This window comes from Formosa bonchosmolovskayae, from assembly GCF_051016085.1.
Classification (GTDB): domain Bacteria; phylum Bacteroidota; class Bacteroidia; order Flavobacteriales; family Flavobacteriaceae; genus Formosa.
In genome coordinates, this window is record NZ_CP174605.1 from 2,797,296 (window position 1) to 2,822,709 (window position 25,414).

Annotated in this window: 24 protein-coding genes and 1 other RNA gene; 13 read left to right on the top strand and 12 right to left on the bottom strand. The window is 33.8% G+C overall.

Annotated features, from left to right (window positions below; translation table 11 throughout):
* Positions 1–64: 64 nt before the first annotated feature.
* Positions 65–1,825 carry an ABC transporter ATP-binding protein gene (locus ACKC83_RS11780; RefSeq protein ID WP_434035643.1) on the bottom strand — a complete coding sequence of 587 codons (1,761 nt, stop codon included), beginning with the start codon at positions 1,823–1,825 and terminating at the stop codon, positions 65–67.
* A gap of 144 nt (positions 1,826–1,969) precedes the next feature.
* Here ACKC83_RS11780 and ACKC83_RS11785 point away from each other — a divergent pair, with 144 nt between their 5' ends.
* The 4 genes from ACKC83_RS11785 (at position 1,970) to yajC (ending at position 4,979) form a co-directional block, all read left to right on the top strand.
* Positions 1,970–3,073: a Glu/Leu/Phe/Val family dehydrogenase gene (locus tag ACKC83_RS11785; RefSeq protein WP_434035644.1), complete on the top strand. Its 1,104-nt coding sequence runs from the start codon at positions 1,970–1,972 to the stop codon at positions 3,071–3,073.
* A gap of 127 nt (positions 3,074–3,200) precedes the next feature.
* On the top strand, positions 3,201–4,145 hold the full coding sequence (gene nusB, locus ACKC83_RS11790) for a transcription antitermination factor NusB (protein WP_414036895.1): 945 nt from the start codon (positions 3,201–3,203) through the stop codon (positions 4,143–4,145).
* 46 nt (positions 4,146–4,191) lie between these two features.
* Positions 4,192–4,686: a DUF1573 domain-containing protein gene (locus tag ACKC83_RS11795; RefSeq protein WP_414036894.1), complete on the top strand. Its 495-nt coding sequence runs from the start codon at positions 4,192–4,194 to the stop codon at positions 4,684–4,686.
* Positions 4,687–4,688: 2 nt separating this feature from the next.
* On the top strand, positions 4,689–4,979 hold the full coding sequence (yajC, locus tag ACKC83_RS11800; protein ID WP_414036893.1) for a preprotein translocase subunit YajC: 291 nt from the start codon (positions 4,689–4,691) through the stop codon (positions 4,977–4,979).
* Between the two features lie 257 nt (positions 4,980–5,236).
* On the opposite strand, the gene ACKC83_RS11805 is transcribed toward yajC, so the two are convergent.
* The 4 genes from ACKC83_RS11805 to ACKC83_RS11820 all read right to left on the bottom strand — a co-directional run bounded on the left by ACKC83_RS11805 (position 5,237) and on the right by ACKC83_RS11820 (position 7,437).
* Positions 5,237–5,785, bottom strand: coding sequence for a DUF4252 domain-containing protein (locus ACKC83_RS11805; protein WP_434035645.1), 549 nt, complete (start codon positions 5,783–5,785; stop codon positions 5,237–5,239).
* A 64-nt stretch (positions 5,786–5,849) separates the two neighbouring features.
* Positions 5,850–6,443 (bottom strand): DUF4252 domain-containing protein, encoded by a 594-nt coding sequence (locus tag ACKC83_RS11810; RefSeq protein WP_434035646.1) that lies wholly within the window; start codon positions 6,441–6,443, stop codon positions 5,850–5,852.
* Positions 6,444–6,449: 6 nt separating this feature from the next.
* The gene (locus tag ACKC83_RS11815; protein ID WP_434035647.1) at positions 6,450–6,941 is read right to left on the bottom strand and encodes a hypothetical protein; all 492 of its coding nucleotides are present in this window, start codon (positions 6,939–6,941) and stop codon (positions 6,450–6,452) included.
* Entirely contained in the window at positions 6,928–7,437 is a 510-nt protein-coding gene (locus ACKC83_RS11820; protein WP_414036889.1) for an RNA polymerase sigma factor, read from the bottom strand. The genes ACKC83_RS11815 and ACKC83_RS11820 overlap by 14 nt, the downstream gene beginning before the upstream one ends.
* 129 nt (positions 7,438–7,566) lie before the next feature.
* Here ACKC83_RS11820 and ACKC83_RS11825 point away from each other — a divergent pair, with 129 nt between their 5' ends.
* Positions 7,567–9,051, top strand: a complete 1,485-nt coding sequence (locus tag ACKC83_RS11825; protein WP_434035648.1) for a S41 family peptidase — start codon at positions 7,567–7,569, stop codon at positions 9,049–9,051.
* Positions 9,052–9,061: 10 nt separating this feature from the next.
* A complete protein-coding gene (locus ACKC83_RS11830) occupies positions 9,062–9,760 on the top strand; it encodes a diphthine--ammonia ligase (protein WP_434035649.1) in 699 nt (232 codons plus the stop codon).
* A 7-nt stretch (positions 9,761–9,767) separates the two neighbouring features.
* Here the strand turns inward: ACKC83_RS11830 and ACKC83_RS11835 are convergent, their stop codons facing one another.
* The 3 genes from ACKC83_RS11835 to ACKC83_RS11845 form a co-directional block, all read right to left on the bottom strand.
* Positions 9,768–11,324, bottom strand: coding sequence for a hypothetical protein (locus tag ACKC83_RS11835; RefSeq protein WP_434035650.1), 1,557 nt, complete (start codon positions 11,322–11,324; stop codon positions 9,768–9,770).
* A 92-nt stretch (positions 11,325–11,416) separates the two neighbouring features.
* A complete protein-coding gene (locus ACKC83_RS11840) occupies positions 11,417–11,806 on the bottom strand; it encodes an acyl-CoA thioesterase (RefSeq protein WP_414036885.1) in 390 nt (129 codons plus the stop codon).
* A 3-nt stretch (positions 11,807–11,809) separates the two neighbouring features.
* Positions 11,810–12,847, bottom strand: coding sequence for a glutaminyl-peptide cyclotransferase (locus tag ACKC83_RS11845; RefSeq protein WP_434035651.1), 1,038 nt, complete (start codon positions 12,845–12,847; stop codon positions 11,810–11,812).
* A gap of 87 nt (positions 12,848–12,934) precedes the next feature.
* Between ACKC83_RS11845 and ffs the strand changes: the two genes are divergently transcribed.
* From ffs to fsa, 3 genes are all read left to right on the top strand, one after another.
* Positions 12,935–13,033, top strand: an RNA gene (gene ffs / locus ACKC83_RS11850) — signal recognition particle sRNA small type.
* 86 nt (positions 13,034–13,119) lie between these two features.
* Positions 13,120–13,923: an SDR family oxidoreductase gene (locus ACKC83_RS11855; protein WP_434035652.1), complete on the top strand. Its 804-nt coding sequence runs from the start codon at positions 13,120–13,122 to the stop codon at positions 13,921–13,923.
* Between the two features lie 115 nt (positions 13,924–14,038).
* Positions 14,039–14,692 carry a fructose-6-phosphate aldolase gene (gene fsa, locus ACKC83_RS11860; protein WP_414036882.1) on the top strand — a complete coding sequence of 218 codons (654 nt, stop codon included), beginning with the start codon at positions 14,039–14,041 and terminating at the stop codon, positions 14,690–14,692.
* Between the two features lie 82 nt (positions 14,693–14,774).
* Here fsa and ACKC83_RS11865 read toward each other — a convergent pair whose 3' ends face one another.
* Positions 14,775–16,193, bottom strand: coding sequence for a TlpA family protein disulfide reductase (locus ACKC83_RS11865; RefSeq protein ID WP_434035653.1), 1,419 nt, complete (start codon positions 16,191–16,193; stop codon positions 14,775–14,777).
* Positions 16,194–16,346: 153 nt separating this feature from the next.
* Between ACKC83_RS11865 and ACKC83_RS11870 the strand changes: the two genes are divergently transcribed.
* The gene (locus ACKC83_RS11870) at positions 16,347–17,966 is read left to right on the top strand and encodes an ABC-F family ATP-binding cassette domain-containing protein (protein ID WP_414036880.1); all 1,620 of its coding nucleotides are present in this window, start codon (positions 16,347–16,349) and stop codon (positions 17,964–17,966) included.
* A 48-nt stretch (positions 17,967–18,014) separates the two neighbouring features.
* Here ACKC83_RS11870 and ACKC83_RS11875 read toward each other — a convergent pair whose 3' ends face one another.
* Positions 18,015–18,251 carry a DUF2007 domain-containing protein gene (locus tag ACKC83_RS11875; protein ID WP_434035654.1) on the bottom strand — a complete coding sequence of 79 codons (237 nt, stop codon included), beginning with the start codon at positions 18,249–18,251 and terminating at the stop codon, positions 18,015–18,017.
* A 179-nt stretch (positions 18,252–18,430) separates the two neighbouring features.
* On the opposite strand from ACKC83_RS11875, the gene ACKC83_RS11880 reads away from it, so the two are divergent.
* Entirely contained in the window at positions 18,431–18,622 is a 192-nt protein-coding gene (locus tag ACKC83_RS11880; protein WP_038528380.1) for a cold-shock protein, read from the top strand.
* Positions 18,623–18,817: 195 nt separating this feature from the next.
* Complete coding sequence (locus ACKC83_RS11885; RefSeq protein ID WP_414036878.1) at positions 18,818–19,009, top strand: cold-shock protein; 192 nt, start codon at positions 18,818–18,820, stop codon at positions 19,007–19,009.
* Between the two features lie 69 nt (positions 19,010–19,078).
* On the opposite strand, the gene pheT is transcribed toward ACKC83_RS11885, so the two are convergent.
* Positions 19,079–21,505 carry a phenylalanine--tRNA ligase subunit beta gene (gene pheT / locus ACKC83_RS11890; protein ID WP_434035655.1) on the bottom strand — a complete coding sequence of 809 codons (2,427 nt, stop codon included), beginning with the start codon at positions 21,503–21,505 and terminating at the stop codon, positions 19,079–19,081.
* Positions 21,506–21,626: 121 nt separating this feature from the next.
* On the opposite strand from pheT, the gene ACKC83_RS11895 reads away from it, so the two are divergent.
* Positions 21,627–22,841, top strand: coding sequence for a peroxiredoxin family protein (locus ACKC83_RS11895; RefSeq protein ID WP_434035656.1), 1,215 nt, complete (start codon positions 21,627–21,629; stop codon positions 22,839–22,841).
* 1 nt (position 22,842) lies between these two features.
* On the opposite strand, the gene ACKC83_RS11900 is transcribed toward ACKC83_RS11895, so the two are convergent.
* Entirely contained in the window at positions 22,843–25,377 is a 2,535-nt protein-coding gene (locus ACKC83_RS11900) for a DUF559 domain-containing protein (protein WP_434035657.1), read from the bottom strand.
* Positions 25,378–25,414 lie beyond the last annotated feature (37 nt).

Here is a 25,414-nt window from a genome sequence, read left to right on the forward strand (position 1 = left end):
TTATTTATATAGGTAAATCAATTTCCTTTCAAAAATCTAAAAAAAAGACATACCAACCAACAAATTATGATATTTCTTTTTCACTAAGTTGCTTTAAATATAAGGTTTTATAATAACCTTCAACATTAATTAAGCTGTTATGAGAACCTTGCTGAATAATTTTTCCATCGTCAAGTACAATGATCTTATCTGCATTTTTAGCAGAAGAGACTCGATGACTCACTATTATGGTTGTTTTCCCTGAAGATACCTTGTATAAATTTTTAAGAATTTTTTCTTCGGTTTCCGTGTCTACAGCCGATAAACAATCGTCGAATAGTAATATTTTAGGATCTTTTATAATCGCTCGTGCTATAGAAACGCGCTGTTTTTGTCCACCAGATAGAGTAATTCCTCGTTCTCCTAAAACCGTATCGTAGCCTTTGGCAAATTTTGAAATATTGCTATGCACCTGAGCTAGTTTTGCGGCTTGGTAAACATCCTCGTCTGTTGCATCTTCTTTACCAAACTTAATATTGTTCTTTATAGAATCTGAAAACAAAAAGGCATCCTGAGGTACGTAACCAATACTGTCTCTTAAACTGTATAAGTTTAATTGGTCTATCTCTACACCATCAACCAGAAGAGTACCCGTATTTATGTCGTATAAGCGTCCAATTAAATCAAGTATAGTAGATTTTCCTGAACCTGTTTTTCCTATAATGGCTAAGGTTTCTCCATGATTTATAGTAAAGGAAACATCTTTTATGGCCTGAATATTAGTATCGTCGTAAGTAAAAGACACATTCTTAAATTCTATATTTCCTTTAATTTCGGAAGGAGTTTCTGTATTGTTCTTTATTTCTGGTTCAATCTCTAAGAATTCATTAATACGCTTTTGAGACGCTTCTGCTTGCTGAATGATTGAAGTCACCCATCCTACAGTAGCAACCGGCCAAGTAAGCATATTAACATAAATAATAAATTCTGCTATGGTACCTAAACTTTCTATTTCGCCATCTATATATTGTCTTCCTCCAATATAGATCACGATTAAATTACTAAGTCCTATAAGTAACACCATCATCGGGAAAAAGAACGCTTGTATGCGCACTAATGCCAATTGCTTCTCTTTGCTACCCTCGGATAACGTTTCAAAGTTTTCGGAGGTTTGTACTTCGATACCGTTAGCCTTTATTACAGAAATACCACTAAAACTCTCTTGTGTAAACGTAGATAATTTAGATAAATATACTTGTACAATTGTACTACGCTTGTGTATTTCTTTACTTAATCTGTAAATGGCAAACGATAAAACGGGAAGTGGTAAAACCGTATACAGCGTAAGTGAAGGAGCTTCGCTATACATATATAACAGCGCAATTATAAAAAGCGTAATAGTGTTTATAGTATACATTATTGCTGGTCCGGCGTACATACGCACACGACTAACATCTTCACTAATCCTATTCATTAAATCTCCGGTTCTATTCTTTTTGTAGAAATTTAAAGATAACCGTTGGTACTGCTGATAGATTTCATTTTTTAAATCGAACTCGATATGTCTAGACATATTAATAATGGTTTGACGCATTAAAAATGTAAAGATTCCAGCTATTATAGCAGCACCTATAATGTAGAGAATATCTTCTAAAAGTTCGGAACGTACCACAGCTACTTCTATGATAATGCCTTGATTATAGTCTTCGACCACCTTAAAAATTTCTCTAACAAAACGAGGTGTGAACAACATGAAGATACGCGCTATAATGGTAATGGCAATTCCGAAGAGTAATTGATATTTGTATTTAAGAAAGTATTTATTAACGTGTTTAAGGGCTTTCATTAACCGGGAGTATATGTTTTTTGTATTTAATTATTCTCTATTTAATGCGAGTTTGTTTGAAAATATAATAATAATAATATAGATTTGCGTTTATATTTTATTAATACATCAAAATAGTCAATACTAATTAATACATAATTAAAAATGGTTTCAGAGGTTTTAAATGCAAATGAACTGTATAAAGTGGATCCGGTATTTGGACATCACTCATTTAACAATCATGAGCAAATTGTATTTTGCAATGACAAAGATACAGGTTTAAAAGCAATTATTGGTATTCATAACACGGTATTAGGACCTGCATTGGGAGGAACTAGAATGTGGAATTACAATAATGAATGGGAGGCATTAAACGATGTTTTACGTTTGTCTCGTGGAATGACATATAAAGCGGCTGTAACAGGTTTAAACTTAGGTGGTGGAAAAGCTGTTATAATTGGTGATGCCAAAACACAAAAGACACCAGAATTAATGAAAAAATTCGGTGAGTACGTACATTCTTTAAGCGGAAAATATATCACTGCCGAAGATGTTGGAATGGAAACTTCTGATATGGATTTAGTTCGTGAAGTAACACCTTATGTTACTGGAATTTCTGAATCTAAAGGAGGCGCAGGGAATCCTTCTCCAGTTACTGCTTATGGTGTTTATATGGGAATGAAAGCAGCAGCAAAATTTAAATTCGGAACAGATAACCTTGAAGGGAAATCTATTTTGGTTCAAGGTATCGGACATGTTGGAGAGACTTTAGTAGATTATTTAACTAAGGAAGGCGCCAAAGTTATTATCAGTGATATTAGCGAAGAACGCCTAGAAGCTGTTAGTAAATCTTACGGAGCTACCATTTATAGAGGATCAGATTTATATAGCGAAGCTGTAGATATTTATGCACCTTGTGCTTTAGGAGCAACTATAAACGATGATACTGTAAATAAAATTCAGGCACAAGTTATTGCAGGAGCAGCCAACAACCAGTTAGCTAACGAGCTAGTTCATGGTGCTATTTTACAAAATCGTGGTATTGTTTATGCGCCAGATTTTTTAATTAATGCGGGTGGTATAATTAACGTATATGCAGAAATTGCAAAATACGATAAAGCCGAAATCATGAGTAAAACTCAGAATATTTACAATACAACGTTGGAAATTTTGAGCAATGCAGATGCTCATAAAATAACAACAAATCAAGCGGCTTTAAATGTTGCTAAAGCAAATATTGACGCAAGAAAAAAAGAGAATAATAAATAAATTATTTACTTAAAAATCGTATTTTTGCAGCCGAAAGTTTTTATAGCTTTCGGCTTTTTTATTAAAATTAATGCCATTAAGGCTATCATTCATGCTCCTAAAAGGAGGTTAAAAGTTCTTTGTAACTATGCTTAATAGAAGACATATTCGCGTAAAAGTAATGCAAACCATCTATGCATTTAAAGGTGGGGAAAGTGACGATTTTAAAGACGATCAAAAGTTTTTACTTAACAGTTTTGACGATATGTATCATCTGTATCTGTTACAATTATCTTTACTTATTGAGGTTCAAAAACGAGTTGAAAATCAGATCGATAAATCTCAATTAAAGCATCTTGCAACGTCTGAAGATAAAGATCCCAACAAAAAATTAGTTAATAACGAAGTCCTTCAGTTATTAAGACACAACCGTACATTAGGAGATACCATTAGAACATATGGTGTGGATAACTGGGAGTTAGACGACGAATATGTAGATGTGATTTACAAAGCCATCTTAGCTAGCGATATTTATGCGGAGTACATGAAAACGCGTACGTCAGACTTTAAAGCAGACAAGAATTTTATTGTCGATGTGTTTAAAGAAATTATCGCACCAAACGAAAAACTTTACGATTATTTAGAAGACAAAAACTTAACGTGGTTAGACGATTTACCTACTGTTAATACAACCATAGCTAAGTTATTACGTAAATGTAAACCCGATGTTGCCGATGCTTACTTTACCCCTAAATTATATAAAGATTTAGATGATAAAGCATTTGGAGTAAGCTTGTTTAAAAAGACGATTTTAAGTCAGACTAAATTAAACGCCGAAATAGACAATAAAGCAAAAAACTGGGAAGCCGATCGTATTGCACAAATCGATTATATTTTAATGCAAATGGCTGTTTGTGAGTTATTACATTTCCCTTCTATTCCAGTAAAGGTTACAATTAACGAGTATTTAGAAATCGCCAAAGAGTATTCTACACCTAAAAGTAGCATTTTTATAAATGGTATTTTAGATAAATTAGTTAAGGAATATCAGGATAAAGGAACCTTAAATAAAATAGGACGAGGGTTGATGTAGTTGTAAATTATTAGTACATTTAGCCTTTTAAAAAAATATATTTATTATGAAAAAATTAATATTAGGATTAAGCGCATTTTGCTTAATTGCTTTTACAGCTTGTAAAGAAGATGCTTCAAAAAAAGTAAATGAAGAAAATGTAGTAGTTGCTGCTGAGCGTGATGCTAATTCTTCAAAATTTCCTGAAATTACGTTCACAGAAACTGAACATGATTTTGGTACTATTGAATCTAAACAAAATGTAGAAACTGTTTTTGAATATAAAAACACAGGAGACGCTCCTTTGGTAATTACAAATATCGCAAGTTCTTGTGGTTGTACAGTACCTCAAGACTGGAGTAAAGCACCTTTAGCACCAGGAGAGTCAGGGAAATTTACAGTTAAATTTAACGGTTCTGGAGCAAATAATGTAACAAAAACTATTACAGTTAACTCTAATTCTGCTAAAGGTAAAGACATGGTTAGAATTAAAGCATTTGTTAAACCAGATCCAAATTCTACTCCAAAACCAACTTTAGCAACACCTCAAATTCAATCTTAATAATGGAAGGTATAAGCCAATTTTTACCGTTTATTTTAATGTTTGTGGTTGTGTATTTCTTTATGATTGCACCACAAATGAAACGTCAGAAAAAAGAAAAAAAATTCGCTAGCGAATTAAAACGTGGAGATCGTGTAATTACTAAAAGCGGTATGCACGGGAAAGTAGTAGATTTAAACGATAAAGATAATACATGCGTTATTGAAACCCTTGCTGGAAAAATTAAGTTTGAACGTTCTTCTATTTCTATGGAAATGAGTTCTGCTTTAACTAAAACAGAAGTAACTAAATAAATTTTAGTTTATAATATTTTAAAAAGGCTATCCAAACGGGTAGCCTTTTTTTGTTGTAATAATACCTTTTAAAAAAGATCTTTGCTCCATAGCTATCATTAATAGTGAAGAATGCAGGTTAACTTTTTAATGTTTCGGGATATCTGAGTTTGTAAAAGATTTAAAAAGCAAAAGACTTAGCTAGGTTACAATACGAAAACGGTCTAAATGATGATAATCATTTAGACCGTTTATATTTGGGATAAGTAAATATGTTTTTAGTTGTTAAAGAAGTCTATAGCGCCCTTCATTTTAGTCATATCAATGTCTCCTTTTTCCAATACTTTGGCTAACGACATAATTTGAGAAGGTTTCATATTATCTCCAAGCACTCTTAAAACACCAAATCCAGTATCTTTTACGTTTCCATAAACAATTAATTCATCTATAGATTCATCATCGTCACCAACATACTTAAGGGTAAATTTACCACCATGGTTGTTAATAACCATAAGTTCGTTGTAGGTTTCATTATTTAAAATAAGTTCTACTTTTTCCTTTTCAGTAATAAAGGCATCGGGTTGTGCTGTGTCTTTTTTATATCCTAAGAAGTTTAGGCGTTTAATAGATTTGTAGGTTGCCAATTGAGCATCATCTAGCTTCGATTCGTCTAGGTTTAACACAGTAAGCGGTAAATCTACCGTAGTGAAATTTTGTGCTTCTTGATGATCTACAATATAGGTTTGCAACGTAGGTTCAGATTTACAACTTGTAAGTAATAATCCGAAACAAAAGAGTATGGCGAAAGTTAATTTATAAGATTTCATAATATTTAGGTATTTCAAAACAGCGTTCTAATACTTTAAATTAGAACGCGTTTTAAGTGTGGATTTATTTGTTGTTCTTTAAGTGTTCTCCTCCAGGTATATTCATCTTACTGGTTAGTTTAGAGATCTGATTTAAATCGATATCTCCTGTTAAAAGAGCAACTACAGTTTCAATCTTTCTGTTTTTTCCATTAATTTCTATATTGGCATCTTTGGTTAAATCTCCGATACCATTTACAAAAATTAGGAGTTCTTTTACGTGATCTGCATCTTTACCTTCTTTTACGTAAAATTTCACTTCTTTTCCGTCGTCTTTTACTTCCATTAATTCGTCTAAACCTCCTTTTTTAGATGTCATCCAAGTAGAAATATCGGTAGCAATAGCTTTGTCGTCTGTAATAATTGTTTTAAAACTCGTAATACTATTTACCATGTCTAGATAAGCTTGAGACTCGGCATCGTCTGTACTAATGTCCAGTTTTGCTAACATCTGAAACATTTTTGGTTTAATATTTACGTACGTTACATTTGGATTTTCGCTGTATTTATCAAAAATGGATTGTGCCATCATGCTTGCTGGTAATAATACTAAGGCAAGCGCAAATAAGATTAATTTTTTAGTCATCGATTTGGAATTTGTATTTAATATAGTTTTCATAATTCTTTATTTTTTAGTTGTAAAAATGATGTTTGAAGAGTGTTCTAATTCGTTAATATATCCTACTGTTGCCATCCCTTTATTGTAAGATTCTAAATAGCCCATAGTAGAAGCGCCTTTGTTTAAAGATTTAGAAATTAATTCTAAAGACCTCACAACTTCTTCGTAAGCCAATTGCGGATCTTGAATTGTACCTAAATCATCATGTGTTTGCGATAGGTTCTGAGTGGACTTAAAATAAAACCCTAACATTAAAACAGCAATTGCAGCGACGCTTAACCAAGCATAAATTGGTTTTTTGTTTGTTTTTAATGCTATATCTTTATTAAAGGTCTCGTTTTGATTGGCTTTAAAATAGGCAAATAAAGGTCTGTAAACTTCTAGGTGCGGTTCTATTTTATCTTGAGAAAAGTAGGTTTGTAACTGTTGCTCTTCTTGCAAAGTTGTCTCTCCGTTTTCGTACTTTTCAAGTAAATGTTCTATTTTATTTAATACCATAATTATGTGTATTAGTTAACTGTTCTCTTATTGTTTTTCGTGCTCTAGATAATGCAACTCTCACAGCTGTATTTTTCATGTCTAGCATTTCTGAAATTTCATCTAAATCATACTGTTCTATGTCTCTTAACTGTATAACCATGCGTTGCTGTTCTGGTAAAGTTGCAATGATTTTCCCAACCCAATCTAGGCTATCTGTTGTTTCAACTTGTTTATGAAGACTTGTATTATGATCTTCATAATTACTGTGTACTATCTTTAAATTCTGTGCTTGCTTAGATTTTAATTTGTCAAAACATAAATTTTTTGTCATTGTCATGGAAAATGCTTCTATATTTTTATAAGCTTCCATTTTATTTTTATTGGACCACAGTTTAATCAAAACTTCTTGCGTCGCATCTTCCGCTTCTTCGCTAGATATCAATAAACGTTTTGCTAAACGATATACTTTATCTTTAAAGGGTAATACAGTATTTAAAAATTCAGACTGGGTCATTTTTTTAATTCGGTTGTTGGTGTATTATTGGTGGTTTAATATTACGACGAACGATTATATAATTTGTTACAAAAAATTTTATAACTGCTGTTAAATAAAGTAAATTTATACTTTATACTCAGCTTTGATATGCAACATTTAAAGATTCCCTTTTTCCTTTGTGCGCTTGTATTGTGTTTAACTAATTGCGCTAAAGATGAAGATGATTTCCTAGTGACTACTTCAGAAATAAACGATTTTGTATGGAAAGGCATGAATGCTTTTTACTTATATAAAGACAATGTTCCGGATTTGTCGGATGCTCGATTTACATCAAACACCGAATATCAGAATTTCTTAAACGGTTTTTCTACACCAGAAGGTTTGTTTAATAGTTTATTGTACAATACGAGTACCGAAGACCGATTTAGTTGGATAACAGACGACTATATAGCGCTAGAGCAACAGTTTAGCGGGGAATCTGTTACACACGGTATGGAATACGGTCTGGTGCTTTTACAAAATACGGGAAATAAAGTTTTTGGTTATGTGCGTTACGTCATGCCAAATACAGATGCCGAACAGAAAGGCATAAAACGAGGCGATATTTTTAATCGTGTAAATGGTGTCGAGTTATATTACAACTCTTCAACAGATACCAATATAGACCTAGTACAAGGCACGTCGTATACTATAGGTATGGCGACATATGATGATAATGGTACTGAAGATAGCGACGATGATAGTTTTGAAAGCATCTCTGAAGAAGTGGATTTAGTGAAATCTTCACACACAGAAAATCCGATTTACAAACAAGAGGTTTTAAATGTTAACGGAAAAAAAGTAGGCTATTTAATGTATAATGCTTTTACAGGTACAGATGCTTTCGACTCCCAACTAAATAGTGCTTTTGGTACGTTTAAGAGTGAAGGTATATCCGATTTAGTTCTGGATTTAAGATATAATCCGGGCGGTTCTGTAAGTACCGCAACTTGGTTGGCTTCTATGATTACGGGACAATTTACGGGTGACGTTTTTGTGAAAGAAGAGTGGAATAGTGACTGGCAAACTTATTTTGAAACGAATAGTCCCGAAGCCATATTAAATCCGTTTGTCGATACCATGGAAAAGCGTAGTACTTCAGGTTCGGTTTCTTTTAGTGAAACTATTAATCATTTAAATCTTAGTAAGGTTTATGTGCTTACCACCAGAAGTACGGCTTCAGCAAGCGAGCTTATTATTAACGGATTAACGCCATATATAGATGTAGTTCAAATTGGAGGCATTACAACTGGTAAGTATCAGGCGTCCCGAACGGTTTACGATTCGCCAACATTTAGTAAGGCCGAAGTAAACACTAAGCATACATATGCCATGCAACCTTTAATCTTTAAATCGCTTAATGCCTTGGGGAATACAGATTATTTTAATGGGTTAACACCGGATATTACATTAAGTGAAAATTATGGAAATTTAGGTGTTTTGGGTGATGTTAACGAACCGTTACTAGCGGCGGCTATAGCCGATATTACGGGAACATCTAGAAGACAATATTCTACAGATGTGAGTATACCAAAGGAATTAAGCCACAGTAAAATGTTGCAACCTTTACCAAATGCGATGTACGTAGATTAAAGGTGTAAGGATGAATAAAATCTATTTTAATTGGAGCACCGGAAAAGATTCTGCTTTAGCTTTATATGAATTGCTACAGGACGAATCTTATGTGGTAGACAAGTTAGTGACTACCGTAAACTCACATTTTAAGCGCGTTTCTATGCATGGATTACGTGTAGAGTTATTACAAGCCCAAGCAGATGCCATAGGAATTTCTTTAGATTTTATAGAATTGCCCGAGTCACCCAATATGGAAGATTATAATACCATAATGAAGACGGCAGTACATCAGTTAAAAATTGCAGATTATACGCATGCGGCCTTTGGTGATATTTTTCTGGAAGATTTAAAGTTCTATAGAGAAATGCAACTGTTGGAAGTTGGAATACAAGGTGTGTTCCCGTTATGGAAACGAAATACTAAAAAACTAATCACGCAGTTTTTAGAATTAGGATTTAAAGCCATTGTGGTTTGTGCCGATGCTAAATATTTTTCGGAAGATTTTGTGGGTACGGTGCTAACAGAAGCGGTTATTAATAATCTGCCAGCAGACGTTGATCCCTGTGGTGAAAACGGTGAATTTCATACCTTTTGCTTTGATGGACCACTATTTAAATCGCCAATTCCTTTCCAAATAGGGGAGAAGACCTACCGAGAGTACCCAGCTCCGAATAAAAAAAGTAAACCTGCTGGATTTTGGTATTGCGATTTGCTTGGTGAAAATTAGTTACGGATTAATCTTCCTCAAAGATAGTATGCTGATACGCTCCTAAATCTGGAGCAACTGTTCTGTTGGTGTTTAATACATCTAAAGGTACCTGATTTGCGAAAATAGAATTACCTTGATCTATCGCTTTAGAATCTTCGCCTATAGTTAATAGATTTTCATTCGGATTATTAAAGTCAGGATCTTCGTTAAATAACATGTTTTCGTAATGCGTCGTGTCGTTAAAGTCGTAATTCGGACCTGAATAATCGGTGCTAGATGCATTTTGGAAACGAACTAAACAATTCGTGAATTTAAAATTGAAAGCAACCTGCTCGTCTTCAATTTCATCAAGAACAAACTCAGGATTATCATTTCCATAAATAATACAATTATTAAAGTTAGCTTCAGACAAGTCGGCTAAATAGGCCGTATTTTCTTCGTCTAAAACATAGTTGTTAATTAATAAAGCAGGAAATTGTCTAAAACTATTACTCCAGTAATTAGCAAGTGTTGCATGTGTAATATTATATCGTCCGCCCAAAGTGGCAGCAAAAGAGGACTGGCCGCTGTTATTTATCACTAAATTCTGAGCCGTAATAGATGTGTTTCTTCCTAAAACTCCAAAATTACTACTGTTGTAAATTTGTGTATTTGTAAGTGTTAATTTATTATCGTTCGGATTGCCTTCACTTAATATCGCAACGGTGGCATTTTTTATGGTTGCATAATTTATGCTGTTATTACGGCTTCCTTCATACAGCCAAATTGTTCCCCATTGTCCAGGAATATCCGAAAAGCTAGGTTCTAAACGATCGCCTTCAAAAATCACTTCGTTATCTAGGGTTTCTTGGTCGTTGCTATAGCTTCCGTTAACCTGTAAAGAGGCATTTTCTCCCACAAATAGTCCGGAATCACTATGAAAATGAATGCGAGCGCCCGCATCGATGGTTAGGGTTTTATTATTAGGAACTGCCGCATAACCGTAAATCACATAAGGTTTAGCATTCGTAAACTGTAATTCGTCTACAGTTAAGTAACGTCCTTGAATTTCAGATGAAATCTGTTCGCCATCCACTTCAACAGTAAGTGTTTCTACTATGCCTTCATCGCTCTTACTCGGATAAATAAAAACAGCATCTTTCACCAAAGTCACTAATTCTACTTTTTGTGAGTTTGTGCCCGAGGTGAATTCAATTTCATCGGTATATAAATAGGTCGCATCAGGATTGGTAAAATCGTTAAAATCTATCGTAGTTTCAATAAAAACATACATACTATCTTTTGCTAGAATTTCGACATCTTGAAATACTTTTCCAGACATACCATCTACATTTAATCGATAGCTTGAACTTTCCCCACGACCTAGTTTAAGCGATGGAATTACGAGGTCTTCATTACTATTATTATATACTTTTAAGTTATAAGTGCTAGAGCCAATATTGGTAAAAACGGTATCTAAATACACCGTGTCCCTAGAGAAAGTGAGGGTGCCGTTACTTTGTGTAAATTCGAAATCTTTTCGGCAAGAACTCCAAAGCATTAAAAAAAGACAACATGATATAAAATAGATAATACGTTTCATAATATAAACAGAATCTCTTTTTAGGAGATATTAGGTGAAAATATAACTTTTGGTCGAAATTAAGATTTAATCTTTAGCGCTTTAGTAGATTTTTATTGAAAAATAGCCTTTACATCTTCTGGTATTCGCGTAGGACGTTTTGTTTGGGTGTGAATTAAGCACCAATGCGTATCGGCAGTTAGCATGAGTTTCTTAGTTTTTGCATGATAGAGTTCTACAACGCGAATAGATTTTACACCGGTAGCTTTTTTAATGAAGGTTTTTAAGACCAATTCATCTCCTAGTAAAGCTTCACCTTTATAGTATATATGGTGTTCTATAACCACCCATATATATAAGTCCTGCATTTCTGAAGTTGCGGTGTTTTGCCAATGCCCTTTAGCCACATCTTGAATCCATTGCACATAACGTACATTGTTTACATGGTTTAATTCGTCTAAATCGTCTTCGGTTACGGTGACCTTAAGTTCAAATTCTTTCATGAATTATTGCTTAGGTTTTACAGTAACTTCAAATAGTTTGTCCCAGCGTTTTCCTGTTACAAATAATGTTTTTGTTGCAGGATTAAAGGCCATACCATTTAAAACATCTAAACCTTGGTGTTGTGTCACTTTCTTTTTTAGTGGTGTAAAATCGATAACGCCTTCTACGGCACCGTTTTTCGGATTGATAATAGCAACACCATCTTTTTGGTAAATATTAGCATAGATTTTACCATTAATCCATTCCAATTCATTTACACGTCCAATTTTACCTTTATTCGTATATACTTGAATATAGCTTTTTTCCTCTAAAGTTTCTGGATCTAAAATCCAAATTTTCTCGGTTCCATCACTTTTATATAATACTTTACCATCGTTACAAATTCCCCAACCTTCTTTACTGTTATTGTATTTAAAGCTCGATGTTTTTTTTAAGGTATGTATATCGTAAACAAAGCCTGTTCCTTTTTGCCAGGTGAGCTGATATAGTTTTTCGTTTAAAACGGTTAAGCCTTCTCCAAAATACTCGTCGGCTAACTTTATACCATGTATTATGTCACCTGTCTTATAATCTATTTTTCTAAGTTTAGATTCTTTATACTGTCCAGTGCTTTCATACAGTGTATCGTTATAAAATTCTAGGCCTTGAGTGTAAGAAGTAATATCGTGAGGATAGGTATTTAATAACTCGAAAGTGAATACTTTAGGCGATTTGTCGTTTAATATAAGTAGAGGAGCATTTACAGTTTGAACGTCGTCGGCCGTATAAATGGTCGCTTTTATATTTTGTTTCCCTAATTTATGCTGACTTAAATTTATGCTCTCAGAGATTCTAAGGTCGTTAATAAAGTAAACTATAGAATCGATTTTGATGTTTTTTGGGTTTTTTACAGAAAGATTTAGGTCCTCATGTAGAGAAATTCCATTGCCAGGAGCATTCGTTTGTAATGTAAAATCACTTTTTTTGTCTTTCGAGCTACTTCCGCAAGAAAATAATGTAGCAGTTAAAAATATGACAATGAGTATGTTGCTTGCTTTCATTTGTAAGTTTTAATTTTAAGCAATTTATTTATTTAAAATCAGTTAAAAAAATCATTGCGTAAAAATAAAAAGGATGTATATTTGCATCGGCAAGTCCTACACAACTAGCTCCTGTTGAATCCTCCAGGGCGGGAACGCAGCAAAGGTAAATGGTTGTAGCAGTGTGATGTAGGTAGCTTGCCATTTTTTATGCCTTATAGTTTCCTAAATTTCTCTTCACTTTTCACTTATTTAAATTGTACTTTTACCGATTTAAATCATAGTATTAATTTATGTCTAAAGTTGTTTTAATTACAGGTGGATCTTCAGGAATAGGAAAGTCTATAGGAGAATTTTTATCCAATAAAGGATTTAAAGTTTATGGCACCAGTCGGTCTCCAGAACGTTATACTTCCAGTCTGTTTCCCATTTTAAAATTAGATGTAAAAGACGTCTCTACAATCTCTAGTTGTGTGCAATCACTATTAGAGCGAGAAGCGCGTATCGATATAGTAATTAATAACGCGGGTGTTGGTATTACGGGGCCGATAGAAGAAATTCCATTAGACGAGATGAAAAATCATTTTAACACCAACTTTTTTGGTCCGTTAGAAGTTATTAAAGCCGTTTTACCACAAATGCGAAAGCAAAAAGGCGGGTTAATTATAAACGTAACCTCTATTGCTGGATATATGGGATTGCCATATCGTGGTATTTATAGTGCGAGTAAAGGCGCTTTAGAGTTGGCTACCGAGGCGCTTAGAATGGAGGTAAAAGGATTTAATATTAAAATGACTAATGTTGCTCCAGGAGACTTTGCGACTAATATTGCTTCGGGACGTTTTCATGCTCCCATTCACGAAAATTCACCATACAAAGTACAGTACGAAAATACCTTGAAATTAATGGATTCTCATGTCGATTCTGGTAAAGATCCTATAATTATGGCAGAGGCTATTTATAAGATAATTAATACCGAAAACCCAAAAATCCATTATAAGGTAGGAGAATTGTTACAAAAGTTTTCTATTGTTTTAAAACGTGTACTACCAGACAAGGTTTACGAAAAAATGTTGTTAAATCATTACAAATTATAAAAAGTAAACGTTTACGTAAATAAAGCCCGTTATTTTGATGAAATAGCAGTCAGAATACGCTTAATATTGTAAATTAGCAACATCGTTAGAATACAAATAAAATAAATATATAATAATGAAATTTTTTATTGATACAGCAAATTTAGCTCAAATTAAAGAAGCACAAGAATTAGGTGTTTTAGACGGGGTAACTACAAATCCGTCGTTAATGGCAAAAGAAGGTATTACTGGTCACGATAATATTTTAAAACATTACGTAGACATTTGTAATATTGTTGAAGGTGATGTAAGTGCAGAAGTAATTGCAACAGATTTTGAAGGTATGGTTAGAGAAGGTGAAGCCTTAGCTGAATTACATGAGCAAATTGTTGTAAAATTACCAATGATTAAAGACGGTATTAAAGCGTGTAAATATTTTTCTGAAAAAGGAATTAGAACAAACGTAACCTTAGTATTTTCTCCAGGACAAGCGTTATTGGCTGCAAAAGCAGGTGCAACGTATGTGTCTCCTTTTATTGGACGCTTAGACGATATCTCTACAGATGGTTTAAACCTGATTGCAGAAATCCGTCACATTTACGATAACTATGCTTTCGATACTCAAATTTTAGCCGCTTCTGTACGTCATACAATGCACGTTATTGACTGTGCTAAATTAGGAGCAGATGTAATGACTGGACCATTAAGTTCTATTGAAGGTCTATTAAAACACCCGCTTACAGATAGTGGTTTAGCTAAATTTTTAGAAGACTACAAAAAAGGAAATTAATTCCGAATGACTTTATAAAAAAAATCCTCAACATATGTTGAGGATTTTTTTATGACTAATGTTTTTTATTTAAGATGAATCCTTAACGATTTAGCATCCCTAATAATTGCATTTCAAAATCTTTAGAGAACATATTGGTATGACTGTTTATAATAGTCAGGTTTTTATCAATTAGCATCACTCTATTAATAGAATTAATAGCTAGTATTTGCCTAGAGAAATTGGGATCTTTAAAGTGATATTCGTTTTTAAGTGGATATTTATACTGCTCTAAATAGTTTATCCACTCCTCGTTGTTCTTGTCAATATTCATGGCTATAAAGTCTATTTCAGGATACTTCCTAGCCAGTTCTTGAGTCATTCTATGGCTATCTAAAAAATGATTTTTTAGGGTAAAAGACCAAAAGTAAATCACAGTAGGACGTTTAACAAAATCACTTAAATAAAGTTCTTCATTTGAGCTATTAGTAACAATGGTATTTGGTAATACGTTTCCAGGTTTTAGTTTTTCTAAAGATCCGATTAAATTGGAAATTTGCTCGTTGTTTTTGGCAAGCGTGCTTTTTTCTAAATAAGATTCTAAATACGGTGTGTAATTACTAATTTTTGCAGACGAGTTAATGTAGCGCAATGCCGCAAAATTTAATAGTGAATTTTTAATTGAATCGTTAGAGACTAAACTATCTATTAATTCAAGTTTAGATAAGTTAAAATCTAAATTTCTATTATTAAAGATACTGTCGTTAGACTCCTCGAAGTGTTTTTGTAAAGCGATATTGTTAAAATGGTATCTTAAAAAAGTGAAGTACGGAAAGTAATCTTTTAAGGACTCGTCGTTATAATCTACTTTAGATCTGTAGGCGTAGAAATCGCGAGGTAGAGATTTCATGTTTTTCAACTCACTATTTCCGTAAAACGTAAAAGGATACAATTCCTTTTGAGCATAAAAATTATAATCGATGTTCGCTTGTGCGATATGATTAAATTTATCCGATGTTTTGTATTTAGATTTAAACTCGTCTAAATTTTTCTGATAAAGTGATTTAATAGAATCGACTTTAAATGCGAAGTTTTCTGGGGTAGTCTGACTAAATTTTAAAATGGCCCGATTAGACTTTTCATTTTGTAAAAACATATTAATCAGGTAATTATTTTCTTTTGCACCACGCCCTGTGAACACCAAAGATTCGTCGAAATCTAAATTGTTTAGTCTAAAAATAATACTATCGTTAGGTTCGAGTAAAACCATTTGTATTTCGCCACCATGAGAGAAGGTGTATAGTCCAGCGTTTACAGGATTTATTTTAAATAAAAATCTATTGTTTTGGTCTAACTGAACGGTATCTAAAACAATCTTATCTTGAGAAATTACAACATAATTATTGCTAGGATTGATTATTTCTCCTCCCAGAAAAGCACAATTATCGTGTCCATATTTATTTTCCTTTTTACAAGATGTGAAACAAACGGAAAGTATAAGAATTAAGTAAAGGTGCTTCATAAATTAGAGCTCTCTTGATTAAATAGATACAAACAAAAATATGGGAAGCAGTCAACTTCGTCTGTTAACGGGGTGTTAAATATTTTTAAGATATTATTTCTTTCGTGTAATGGATGTAATTTTCTATTTTTGCAGCTAATTAAAACACTATATATGTTATCAGTTTCAAATCTTTCCGTTCAATTTGGGAAGCGTGTGCTTTTCGATGAAGTAAGTACAGTTTTTAATCAAGGTAATTGCTACGGGATTATTGGTGCTAATGGCGCTGGAAAATCAACTTTTCTTAATATAATAGCAGGAAAGCAAGAGCCTACTTCGGGTCATGTTCATTTAGAGCCTGGCAAGCGTATGTCGGTTTTAGAGCAAAATCACAACTTGTACGACGATCATACGGTTTTAGAGACCGTTATTATAGGGAACAAGCCACTGTTTAAAATAAAAACAGAAATAGATGCTCTTTATGCTGATTACACAGATGAGAATGCTGAAAAAATTGGTGAGCTTCAAGTGCAGTTCGAAGAAATGAATGGTTGGAATGCCGATAGTGATGCCGCGGCTTTATTATCTAATTTAGGGATTAATGAAGAATATCATTACACCTTAATGAAAGATTTAGATGGAAAGCAAAAAGTACGTGTGTTATTGGCACAGGCACTTTTTGGAAATCCAGATGTCTTAATCATGGATGAGCCTACCAACGACTTGGATTACGAAACAATTAGTTGGTTAGAGCATTTTATTGCGAATTTCGATAACTGTGTAATTGTGGTATCTCACGATAGACACTTTTTAGATGCCGTGTGTACTCATATCTCTGATATTGATTTTGCTAAAATTAATCACTACTCAGGAAACTATACATTCTGGTACGAGTCGTCTCAATTAGCAGCAAGACAACATGCACAGCAAAACAAAAAAGCTGAAGAGAAGAAGAAAGAATTAGAAGAATTTATCCGTCGTTTCTCTGCTAACGTTGCAAAAAGTAAGCAAGCAACTAGTAGAAAGAAAATGATTGATAAATTGAATATAGAGGATATTAGACGTACAAGTAGACGTTATCCAGCCATTATTTTTGAACGTGATAGAGAAGCTGGAGATCAGATTTTGAATGTTGAAAATTTATCGGCTTCACTAGATGGAGAAATCTTGTTTAAAAACATCAACCTAAACCTTAATAAAGGAGATAAAGTGGTGGTCTATTCTAAAGATTCTAGAGCAACAACCGCATTTTATCAAATTTTAAATAATAAGGAGCAAGCAGATTCAGGTTCGTTTAGTTGGGGAGTAACTACTTCTCAATCGTATTTACCTTTGGATAACAGTGCTTTTTTCGATAATAACTTAACTTTAGTCGATTGGTTACGTCAGTGGGCAACTACAGAGGAGGAGCGTGAAGAAGTATTTGTTCGTGGATTCTTAGGAAAGATGATTTTTAGTGGGGAAGAAGCATTAAAAACATCTAATGTATTATCTGGAGGTGAAAAAGTACGTTGTATGTTAAGCCGAATGATGATGGTTAGAGCTAACGTATTAATGTTAGACGAACCTACAAACCATTTAGACTTAGAGAGTATTACAGCATTTAACAACTCGCTAAAGAACTTTAAAGGAACCGTGTTGTTCTCTACTCATGATCACGAGTTTGCGCAGACAGTAGCTAACCGTGTAATTGAATTAACACCTAGCGGAATTATTGATCGTTATACTACATTCGATGAATACATGTCCGATTCTAAAACAAAAGAACAGCGTAACAAAATGTACGCTGTCTAAGTTATAAAATAAAATATGCTTTAAAAACCCTGATTCGTCAGGGTTTTTTTATGCGTCTAATTCCGAAGCAGTGGCTTCAATAATTTTAGCAGCCGCTTTTTGTTCGTCTTTATTAACGTATAAATCTTGTTGTCCCTGAATGGAGCTTCCAAAACCTGCTAATCTTCCAGATTCACTCTCGTCTTTAACAATAGCATTTATGCCAGCAGCTTCAAGTTCTTGAACAATTCTTTGGGTAATAATAAAACTTCCTGTAAATACTCTTATATAATTTGAATCTTCCATGGTTTTAAAAATTTAGTTATACTTAAAGATACGAACTTTTCAATAATCTTTTAAAATCTTTTAAAAATAGGGGGATAAAAGAAAAATTGAATATTTATTAAAAATAAAATAAAATTATAGCAGGTTATCTAATTTATAACACTACATTTGTAGTAATTATAATTATTTAATTTATTACAATGAACAAAGGAACAGTAAAATTCTTTAACGACTCAAAAGGATTTGGATTCATTATTGAAGACGACACAAACAAAGAACATTTCGTACACATCTCTGGATTAATTGACGAAATTCGCGAAGGAGATGCAGTAGAATTCGATTTACAAGAAGGTAAAAAAGGATTAAACGCAGTAAATGTAAAAGTAATCTAATACTTTCAGTAGTATATATACTTTTTAAGATCTTGAAACCCTATCAATTTATTGATAGGGTTTTTTTATGTTTATAAGTTAGATTTTCAATGTTTTATGTTGCATTTGAGTTAAAAATATAATTGCGTATTTATTTTGCTAAGTAGTTAATAATCTTAAATTTGTTACTATTATTAATATTATTTTTTTAAAACAGTGAAAAACGGAACAGTAAAATTCTTCAATGAATCTAAAGGATTTGGGTTTATAGTAGAGGAAGGTTCAAGCAATGAGTATTTCGTACACGTTTCTGGCTTAATTGACAGAATTGAAGAAGGAGATACAGTTGAATTTGAATTAAAAGAAGGAAAAAAAGGATTAAATGCGATTAATGTAAAAGTTATCTAATTTTTTAATTTTTGACACAAAAAAAGGCCTGCAATTTGCAGGCCTTTTTACTTATATGTTGTCAATCCATTATCTTAATTCTGCACCTAGTTTGTTTTCGAAATTAGATTGTAATTTATTCATAATCTTGTCTATTTGCTTGTCGGTAAGTGTCTTTTGTTCGTCTTGTAAAATAAAGCTCACTGCGTAACTCTTTTTGCCGTTAGGTAAGTTTTTACCTTGGTATACATCAAACAAGTTTACCTCTTTTAAAAGTTGCTTTTCCGTTTGTTTTGCAATTGTATAAATCTCTTCAAAAGTTACTTGATCGTCTAGAAGTAAAGCAAAATCACGACGTACTTCTGGGTGTTTAGCAATCTCGGAGTATTTCGTTTTATTGTGTTTTACTAAATCAATAATAGCATCCCAATTAAAATCGGCGAATAAGACTTCTTGAGAGATATCAAAATGCTTTAAAATGCTAGATTTAACTAAACCAAACTCCACTAATTTTGTTTTACCCAGACCTAATTGTAAGCCTTCGCTAAATATGTCGTTGGAAATAGGAGAGGTTCTAAATCTAGTTAATCCTAAACGTTCTAAAACGGTGTTAATAATACCTTTCATATAAAAGAAGTCTCCTTTTAAAGGTGCCGAGTTCCATGTTTCGGTAGATTTATTTCCTGTAATAAATAACGACAAGTGTTTAAACTCTTCGCGATTTTCATTGTATTGGTGATAGGTTTTTCCAAACTCAAAGAATTTTAAATTCGGACGTCTTCTGTTTATGTTGTGAGACACAGCTTCTAAACCTGAAAACAACAACGACTGTCTTAAAACAGATAAATCGTTACTTAAAGGGTTAAGCATACTAATGTTGTGATCTGATTTTAATTGCTCACTCAAGTTAATATAATCTGGCGATGTTAAAGAATTGGCCATAATCTCGTAAAACCCTTGTGATGCTAATTGATTTCCAATGGTGTTTTGAATCTTATGATCTTCAAAACGTGACGAATTAGAAATAGATGCATTTAATTTCTCAGTCGTTTTTACATTGTTGTAACCGTAAACACGTAATATTTCTTCAATAACATCGGCTTCACGTTGTACATCGTTTCTGTAAGCAGGAACTGTCAAGCCTAAACCTGTTTCTGTAACGTTGTTTATCTTAATGTCTAAAGACATAAGTATGCGCTTAATTACATCTTTAGGGATTTCTTCTCCAATAAGACGTTTTGCATTATCAAAACTTAAACGAACCTGGAAATCTTCTATTTTATTGCTGTAAGAATCTTCTATTTCACTAGAAATTTCTCCACCAGCAAGCTCAACAATAAGTAAAGCGGCGCGTTTTAAAGCGTATTCACATAAATTAGGGTCTATTCCTCTTTCAAATCTAAAAGAAGCATCTGTATTTAAGCCGTAACGTTTTGCGGTTTTTCTAACACTAACCGGATTAAAATAAGCACTTTCTAAGAAAATATTAGTAGTGTTTTCTGTAACTCCAGATTGCTCGCCACCAAAAACTCCAGCAATGCACATTGGTTTTTCGGCGTCACAAATCATTAAATCATCTTCGTGTAAGGTACGCTCTATACCGTCTAAAGTGGTGAATTTCGTTCCAGCTTCAACTGTTTTTACAACCACTTTCTGACCAGAAATTTTATTAAAATCGAAAGCGTGAAGCGGTTGCCCTAAATCGTGAAGCACATAGTTTGTAGCATCAACAACATTATTTTTAGGTGTTAAACCAATCGCTTTAAGTCGGTTTTTTAACCATTCTGGAGATTCTTCAACTTTAATTCCAGAAATACTAACTCCACAGTAACGAGGTGCTAATTCTTTATTTTGTACATCGACATCTACACGAAATGTTCTGTTATTCACATGAAACGCACTAACAGAAGGTGTAATAAGCTCGGCGTGAATTTCTTTTTGTAACAAACCGGCTCTTAAATCACGGGCTGTACCATAATGACTCATGGCATCGGCACGGTTTGGTGTTAATCCAATTTCGAAAACCAAATCATTTTCGACATCAAATATATCTGCTACAGCTGTTCCTACTTTTAAATCGGCATCTAAAACCATAATACCATCATGAGACTTCCCAAGACCAAGTTCATCTTCGGCGCAGATCATTCCAAAACTTTCTTCGCCTCTAATTTTACCTTTTTTAATGGTCCAAGCTTCACCAGTTTCAGTATATAACGTCGTGCCAATGGTAGCTACAGGAACTTTTTGTCCAGCATCTACATTTGGTGCACCACATACAATTTGTACAGGAGCTTCTGCGCCAATATTTACGGTTGTAATTTTTAATCTATCAGCATTCGGGTGCTGTATGCAAGTTAATACTTCACCTACAACAATGCCTTCTAGGCCTCCTTTTACAGATTGAAACGTGTCTATGCCTTCAACCTCTAGGCCAAGGTCGGTTAAAAGTTCTCCGGTTTGCTCTGCAGACCAGTCAGTTTTAATAAATTGTTTTAACCAATTGTATGAAATCTTCATGTAAAGCGTGTTTTCTTAAAAGCGCAAAGATAGTAATACTTCAACGTCTATAAAATTGTAAAATGTTTTTTTATTGTAAGGAATTTGATGTTTCTTCGAATACTAATTAAAACTATATTCTATGCGTTATTTTTTATTGCTAAGTGTTGCAATATGTCTATTTAATTGTAAACAACCTGAATCTGAAAAACTTGAAAAAGGCATGTGGAGGGCGACAATTGAAGCTCAAGATTCTGAGGTTTTACCTTTTAATTTTGAGGTGGTTAACGATAGTACGCTTACCGTGTTTAATGCCGAAGAAGAAATTAAAGTAGACGAGATTTCTTTTAAAAACGATAGTGTAATTATAAAACTACCAGTGTTTGAAGGATATTTAAAAGCGAAACTCACAGCGGGAAAATCGTTAAACGGATTCTTTATTATAGATGAATTAAAGCGTGCTGTGCCATTTAAAGCTGAATATGGCGTATATCATAGATTTGAAACCAGTAAAAAAGCCGAGGTAAACGTCGACGGTATTTGGGAAACAACCTTTTCTCCAGACAGCCCTGAAGATAAGTATAAAGCCAAAGGTATATTTAAGCAGAATGGCGATAGCGTTACAGGAACATTTAGAACGACTACCGGAGATTATCGTTTTTTAGAAGGTAGTGTTGAAGGCAATACCATGAAGCTATCTGCTTTCGACGGTGCTCATGCGTTCTTGTTTACGGCAGATGTGAACGATAGTACAATGACTGGAACGTTTTATTCAGGGAATCATTTTAAAGAGTCCTTTAAGGCCAAACGTAATGAAATGTTTGAATTAGCCGACGCCGATTCTTTAACCTTTTTAAAGCCAGGATACGATGCTTTAACATTTGCTTTCCCTGATGCTTCAGGAAATATGGTGTCTTTGTCTGATGCGCAATTTAAAGATAAAGTGGTTGTGGTGCAGTTAATGGGGACGTGGTGTCCAAACTGTTTAGACGAAAGTAAATATTTTGTAGAGTATTTAAAAGCTAATAACTCTGATGATATTGCGTTTATAGGACTTGCATTTGAATATGCCAAAACGAAAGAAAAAGCCTTTGAAAACATCCAACGTTTAAAATCGAGATTAGGTATTACATATCCTATTTTATTGGCACAATATGGGTCTACAAATAAAGAATCGGCTCAAGAAAAACTCCCTATGTTGAATCATGTGTTGTCTTATCCAACTGCGATTTATATCGATAAAAAAGGAAAGGTTAGAAAAATACATACTGGATTTAACGGACCTGCTACAGGAGATTTATATGATGATTATAAATCTGACTTTAAATCGTTTATAGGTAAATTACTAAATGAATAGTTTAACTAATGTAATTCCAAATATTTTTATATTTCGCTAATTGCTGATAGGTGAAAAGTATAGGACGATGCTGGTCTTTAATAAGTCTAGGGTCGTCTTTTAAAATGTTTTTTGCGTGAAAACGAGCGAGTTTTAAAATGTCGTTATCTTTAATGATATCTGCAATTTTAAGGTTTAAAATACCGCTTTGTTGCGTGCCCATAATATCTCCAGGACCTCGTAAACGTAAGTCGACTTCTGCAATTTCAAAACCGTCACTGGTTCTTACCATGGTCTCTAAACGGGTCTTGCTATCGTTACTTAGTTTATGACTCGTCATTAAAATACAGAAACTCTGTTCTGCACCACGACCTACACGACCGCGCAACTGGTGTAGTTGCGATAATCCAAAACGCTCGGCACTTTCAATAATCATTACCGATGCATTCGGAACGTTTACACCCACTTCAATAACTGTAGTGGCAACCATAATCTGAGTTTCTCCTTTTATAAACCGTTGCATTTCAAACTCTTTATCGGCGGGTTTCATTTTTCCGTGTACAATCGAGATATGGTATTTCGGACTAGGGAAATCGCGAGCTATGCTTTCGTAGCCATCCATCAAATCTTTATAATCCATGTTTTCGCTTTCTTGAATCAGCGGATAAACTATATAAACTTGGCGTCCTTTATCTATTTCGTCTCTTATAAATCGCAATACTTTTAATCGGTTAGAATCGAAACGATGTACCGTTTTTATAGGTTGTCTTCCTGGTGGTAACTCATCGATTATAGAGATGTCTAAATCACCATAAACCGACATGGCTAAAGTCCTCGGAATTGGCGTTGCAGTCATCACTAAAATGTGAGGGGGTATAGCCCCACTAATCTCCCCAGAGGGGAGACTTTTCAATAGGTTTTCAATTTTATTTAATACGTTATCTATGTCGCCAATGACCTGTTCGTTCGTAAAACGAATCACTTTATACCCTAAATCATTTAAAATTTGGGTACGTAGACTGTCTGCTTCTTTTTGTTCTGCCGTGTTGTGATATCCTCCGTCTACTTCAATAATTAAGTTCTTTTCAAGACAAATAAAGTCGCATATAAATTCATCAACTATATGTTGTCTTCTGAATTTTGAATTGAGTTTTTTAGCACGTAAACTTTCCCATAAAATCTGCTCAGCTTGGGTGCTGTTTTTTTTGTTTTCTTGCTTTAAAGTCTTCAGTAAATTGTAGGCCGATGGTCGTGCCGTCATATACTTTTTGTGTATGGCTTTTGCCTCCTCTTTTTGGGAGGATTGAGGAGGGCCTTTTTTCCACAATTTACTTCTTTGTGCAACTCCAAAACGGTGTTGTTCGTCTATTATAGCAAGTCCTAAATTCTTAAATTTCACCTTATCTTCTAGTAGCGCATGCGTACCAATTAAGATGTCTAATTCGCCATTTTCGAGGGCTTCGTGAATAATTCGTCTATCTGAAGTTTTAGTTGAACCCGTGAGTATTTTTATACTGATATTTAGTTCTTTACATAGCTTATGTAATCCGTTGTAGTGTTGGACTGACAAAATTTCAGTAGGAGCCATCAAGCAAGCTTGAAAACCGTTGTCAAGTGCGATTAACATTGACATGAGAGCGACTATGGTCTTCCCCGAACCCACATCGCCTTGTAAAAGCCGATTCATTTGCGCATTACTACCTAAATCGGCACGAATTTCTTTAATCACACGTTTCTGTGCGTTGGTTAAATCGAATGGTAAATGGTGTTTAAAGAAAGTGTTAAAATATTCGCCAACTTGGTCGAAAGGAAAGCCTTTTATTTTTGATTTATGAATTAGATTTTTCAGAATTAATTGCAACTGAATGTAGAATAATTCTTCAAATTTTAATCGGAATTGTGAGCGTGCTAAGAGCTCTTGATTTTTCGGGAAATGGACATTAAAAAGCGCTTCAGATTTTGAAACTAATTTAAGTTCGGTTAATAAATCACGAGACAACGTTTCTTCAAATTTACCATGAGTTTCTAAAAATAACTGTTGCATGATTTTACTCATCACCCGGTTGGTAATTCCTTTGTTCGATAATTTTTCGGTGGATGGATAAACAGGTTGCATGGCCGAACGCAGATTTTTCTCATGGTCTTCCAACAGTTCCATTTCCGGATGTGGCATGCTAAAGTTGGTGCCAAAGGCATTAGCTTTTCCAAACACCACATAATCGGTATTTAATTTAATACTTTCTTTGAGCCATTTTGCGCCACGAAACCAAACGAGTTCCATAGCACCAGAGTCGTCTCGAAAGCTAGCAACTAAGCGTTTTCCTTTGCCTTGCGATACTTCCTTAAGTCCGGTAACGCGCCCAATAATTTGTACATCGGCATTGTTACGCTGTAATTGAGCGATTTTGTAATATTGAGTTCGGTCTAGATAACGATTAGGAAAGAGATTAATTAAATCCTGATACGTATGTATGCCAAGTTCTTTTCTAAGTAAATCGGCACGATTTGGGCCGACACCTTTTAAGTAGTCAATTGGGGTTTGAAGCTTGGAATTCATAAAAACGAAGATAAATCTTATACTTGAAACATAAAAC

Coding starts and splice junctions, on each gene's coding strand:
- ACKC83_RS11845 (WP_434035651.1), bottom strand. CDS start 12,847: ATGAAAGCAAGCAACATACTCATTGTCATATTTTTAACTGCTACATTA.
- ACKC83_RS11825 (WP_434035648.1), top strand. CDS start 7,567: ATGCAACATTTAAAGATTCCCTTTTTCCTTTGTGCGCTTGTATTGTGT.
- ACKC83_RS11865 (WP_434035653.1), bottom strand. CDS start 16,193: ATGAAGCACCTTTACTTAATTCTTATACTTTCCGTTTGTTTCACATCT.
- fsa (WP_414036882.1), top strand. CDS start 14,039: ATGAAATTTTTTATTGATACAGCAAATTTAGCTCAAATTAAAGAAGCA.
- nusB (WP_414036895.1), top strand. CDS start 3,201: ATGCTTAATAGAAGACATATTCGCGTAAAAGTAATGCAAACCATCTAT.
- ACKC83_RS11820 (WP_414036889.1), bottom strand. CDS start 7,437: ATGACCCAGTCTGAATTTTTAAATACTGTATTACCCTTTAAAGATAAA.
- yajC (WP_414036893.1), top strand. CDS start 4,689: ATGGAAGGTATAAGCCAATTTTTACCGTTTATTTTAATGTTTGTGGTT.
- ACKC83_RS11830 (WP_434035649.1), top strand. CDS start 9,062: ATGAATAAAATCTATTTTAATTGGAGCACCGGAAAAGATTCTGCTTTA.
- ACKC83_RS11810 (WP_434035646.1), bottom strand. CDS start 6,443: ATGAAAACTATATTAAATACAAATTCCAAATCGATGACTAAAAAATTA.
- ACKC83_RS11875 (WP_434035654.1), bottom strand. CDS start 18,251: ATGGAAGATTCAAATTATATAAGAGTATTTACAGGAAGTTTTATTATT.
- ACKC83_RS11840 (WP_414036885.1), bottom strand. CDS start 11,806: ATGAAAGAATTTGAACTTAAGGTCACCGTAACCGAAGACGATTTAGAC.
- ACKC83_RS11795 (WP_414036894.1), top strand. CDS start 4,192: ATGAAAAAATTAATATTAGGATTAAGCGCATTTTGCTTAATTGCTTTT.
- ACKC83_RS11785 (WP_434035644.1), top strand. CDS start 1,970: ATGGTTTCAGAGGTTTTAAATGCAAATGAACTGTATAAAGTGGATCCG.
- ACKC83_RS11835 (WP_434035650.1), bottom strand. CDS start 11,324: ATGAAACGTATTATCTATTTTATATCATGTTGTCTTTTTTTAATGCTT.
- ACKC83_RS11780 (WP_434035643.1), bottom strand. CDS start 1,825: ATGAAAGCCCTTAAACACGTTAATAAATACTTTCTTAAATACAAATAT.
- ACKC83_RS11815 (WP_434035647.1), bottom strand. CDS start 6,941: ATGGTATTAAATAAAATAGAACATTTACTTGAAAAGTACGAAAACGGA.
- ACKC83_RS11855 (WP_434035652.1), top strand. CDS start 13,120: ATGTCTAAAGTTGTTTTAATTACAGGTGGATCTTCAGGAATAGGAAAG.
- pheT (WP_434035655.1), bottom strand. CDS start 21,505: ATGAAGATTTCATACAATTGGTTAAAACAATTTATTAAAACTGACTGG.
- ACKC83_RS11880 (WP_038528380.1), top strand. CDS start 18,431: ATGAACAAAGGAACAGTAAAATTCTTTAACGACTCAAAAGGATTTGGA.
- ACKC83_RS11870 (WP_414036880.1), top strand. CDS start 16,347: ATGTTATCAGTTTCAAATCTTTCCGTTCAATTTGGGAAGCGTGTGCTT.
- ACKC83_RS11900 (WP_434035657.1), bottom strand. CDS start 25,377: ATGAATTCCAAGCTTCAAACCCCAATTGACTACTTAAAAGGTGTCGGC.
- ACKC83_RS11895 (WP_434035656.1), top strand. CDS start 21,627: ATGCGTTATTTTTTATTGCTAAGTGTTGCAATATGTCTATTTAATTGT.
- ACKC83_RS11805 (WP_434035645.1), bottom strand. CDS start 5,785: ATGAAATCTTATAAATTAACTTTCGCCATACTCTTTTGTTTCGGATTA.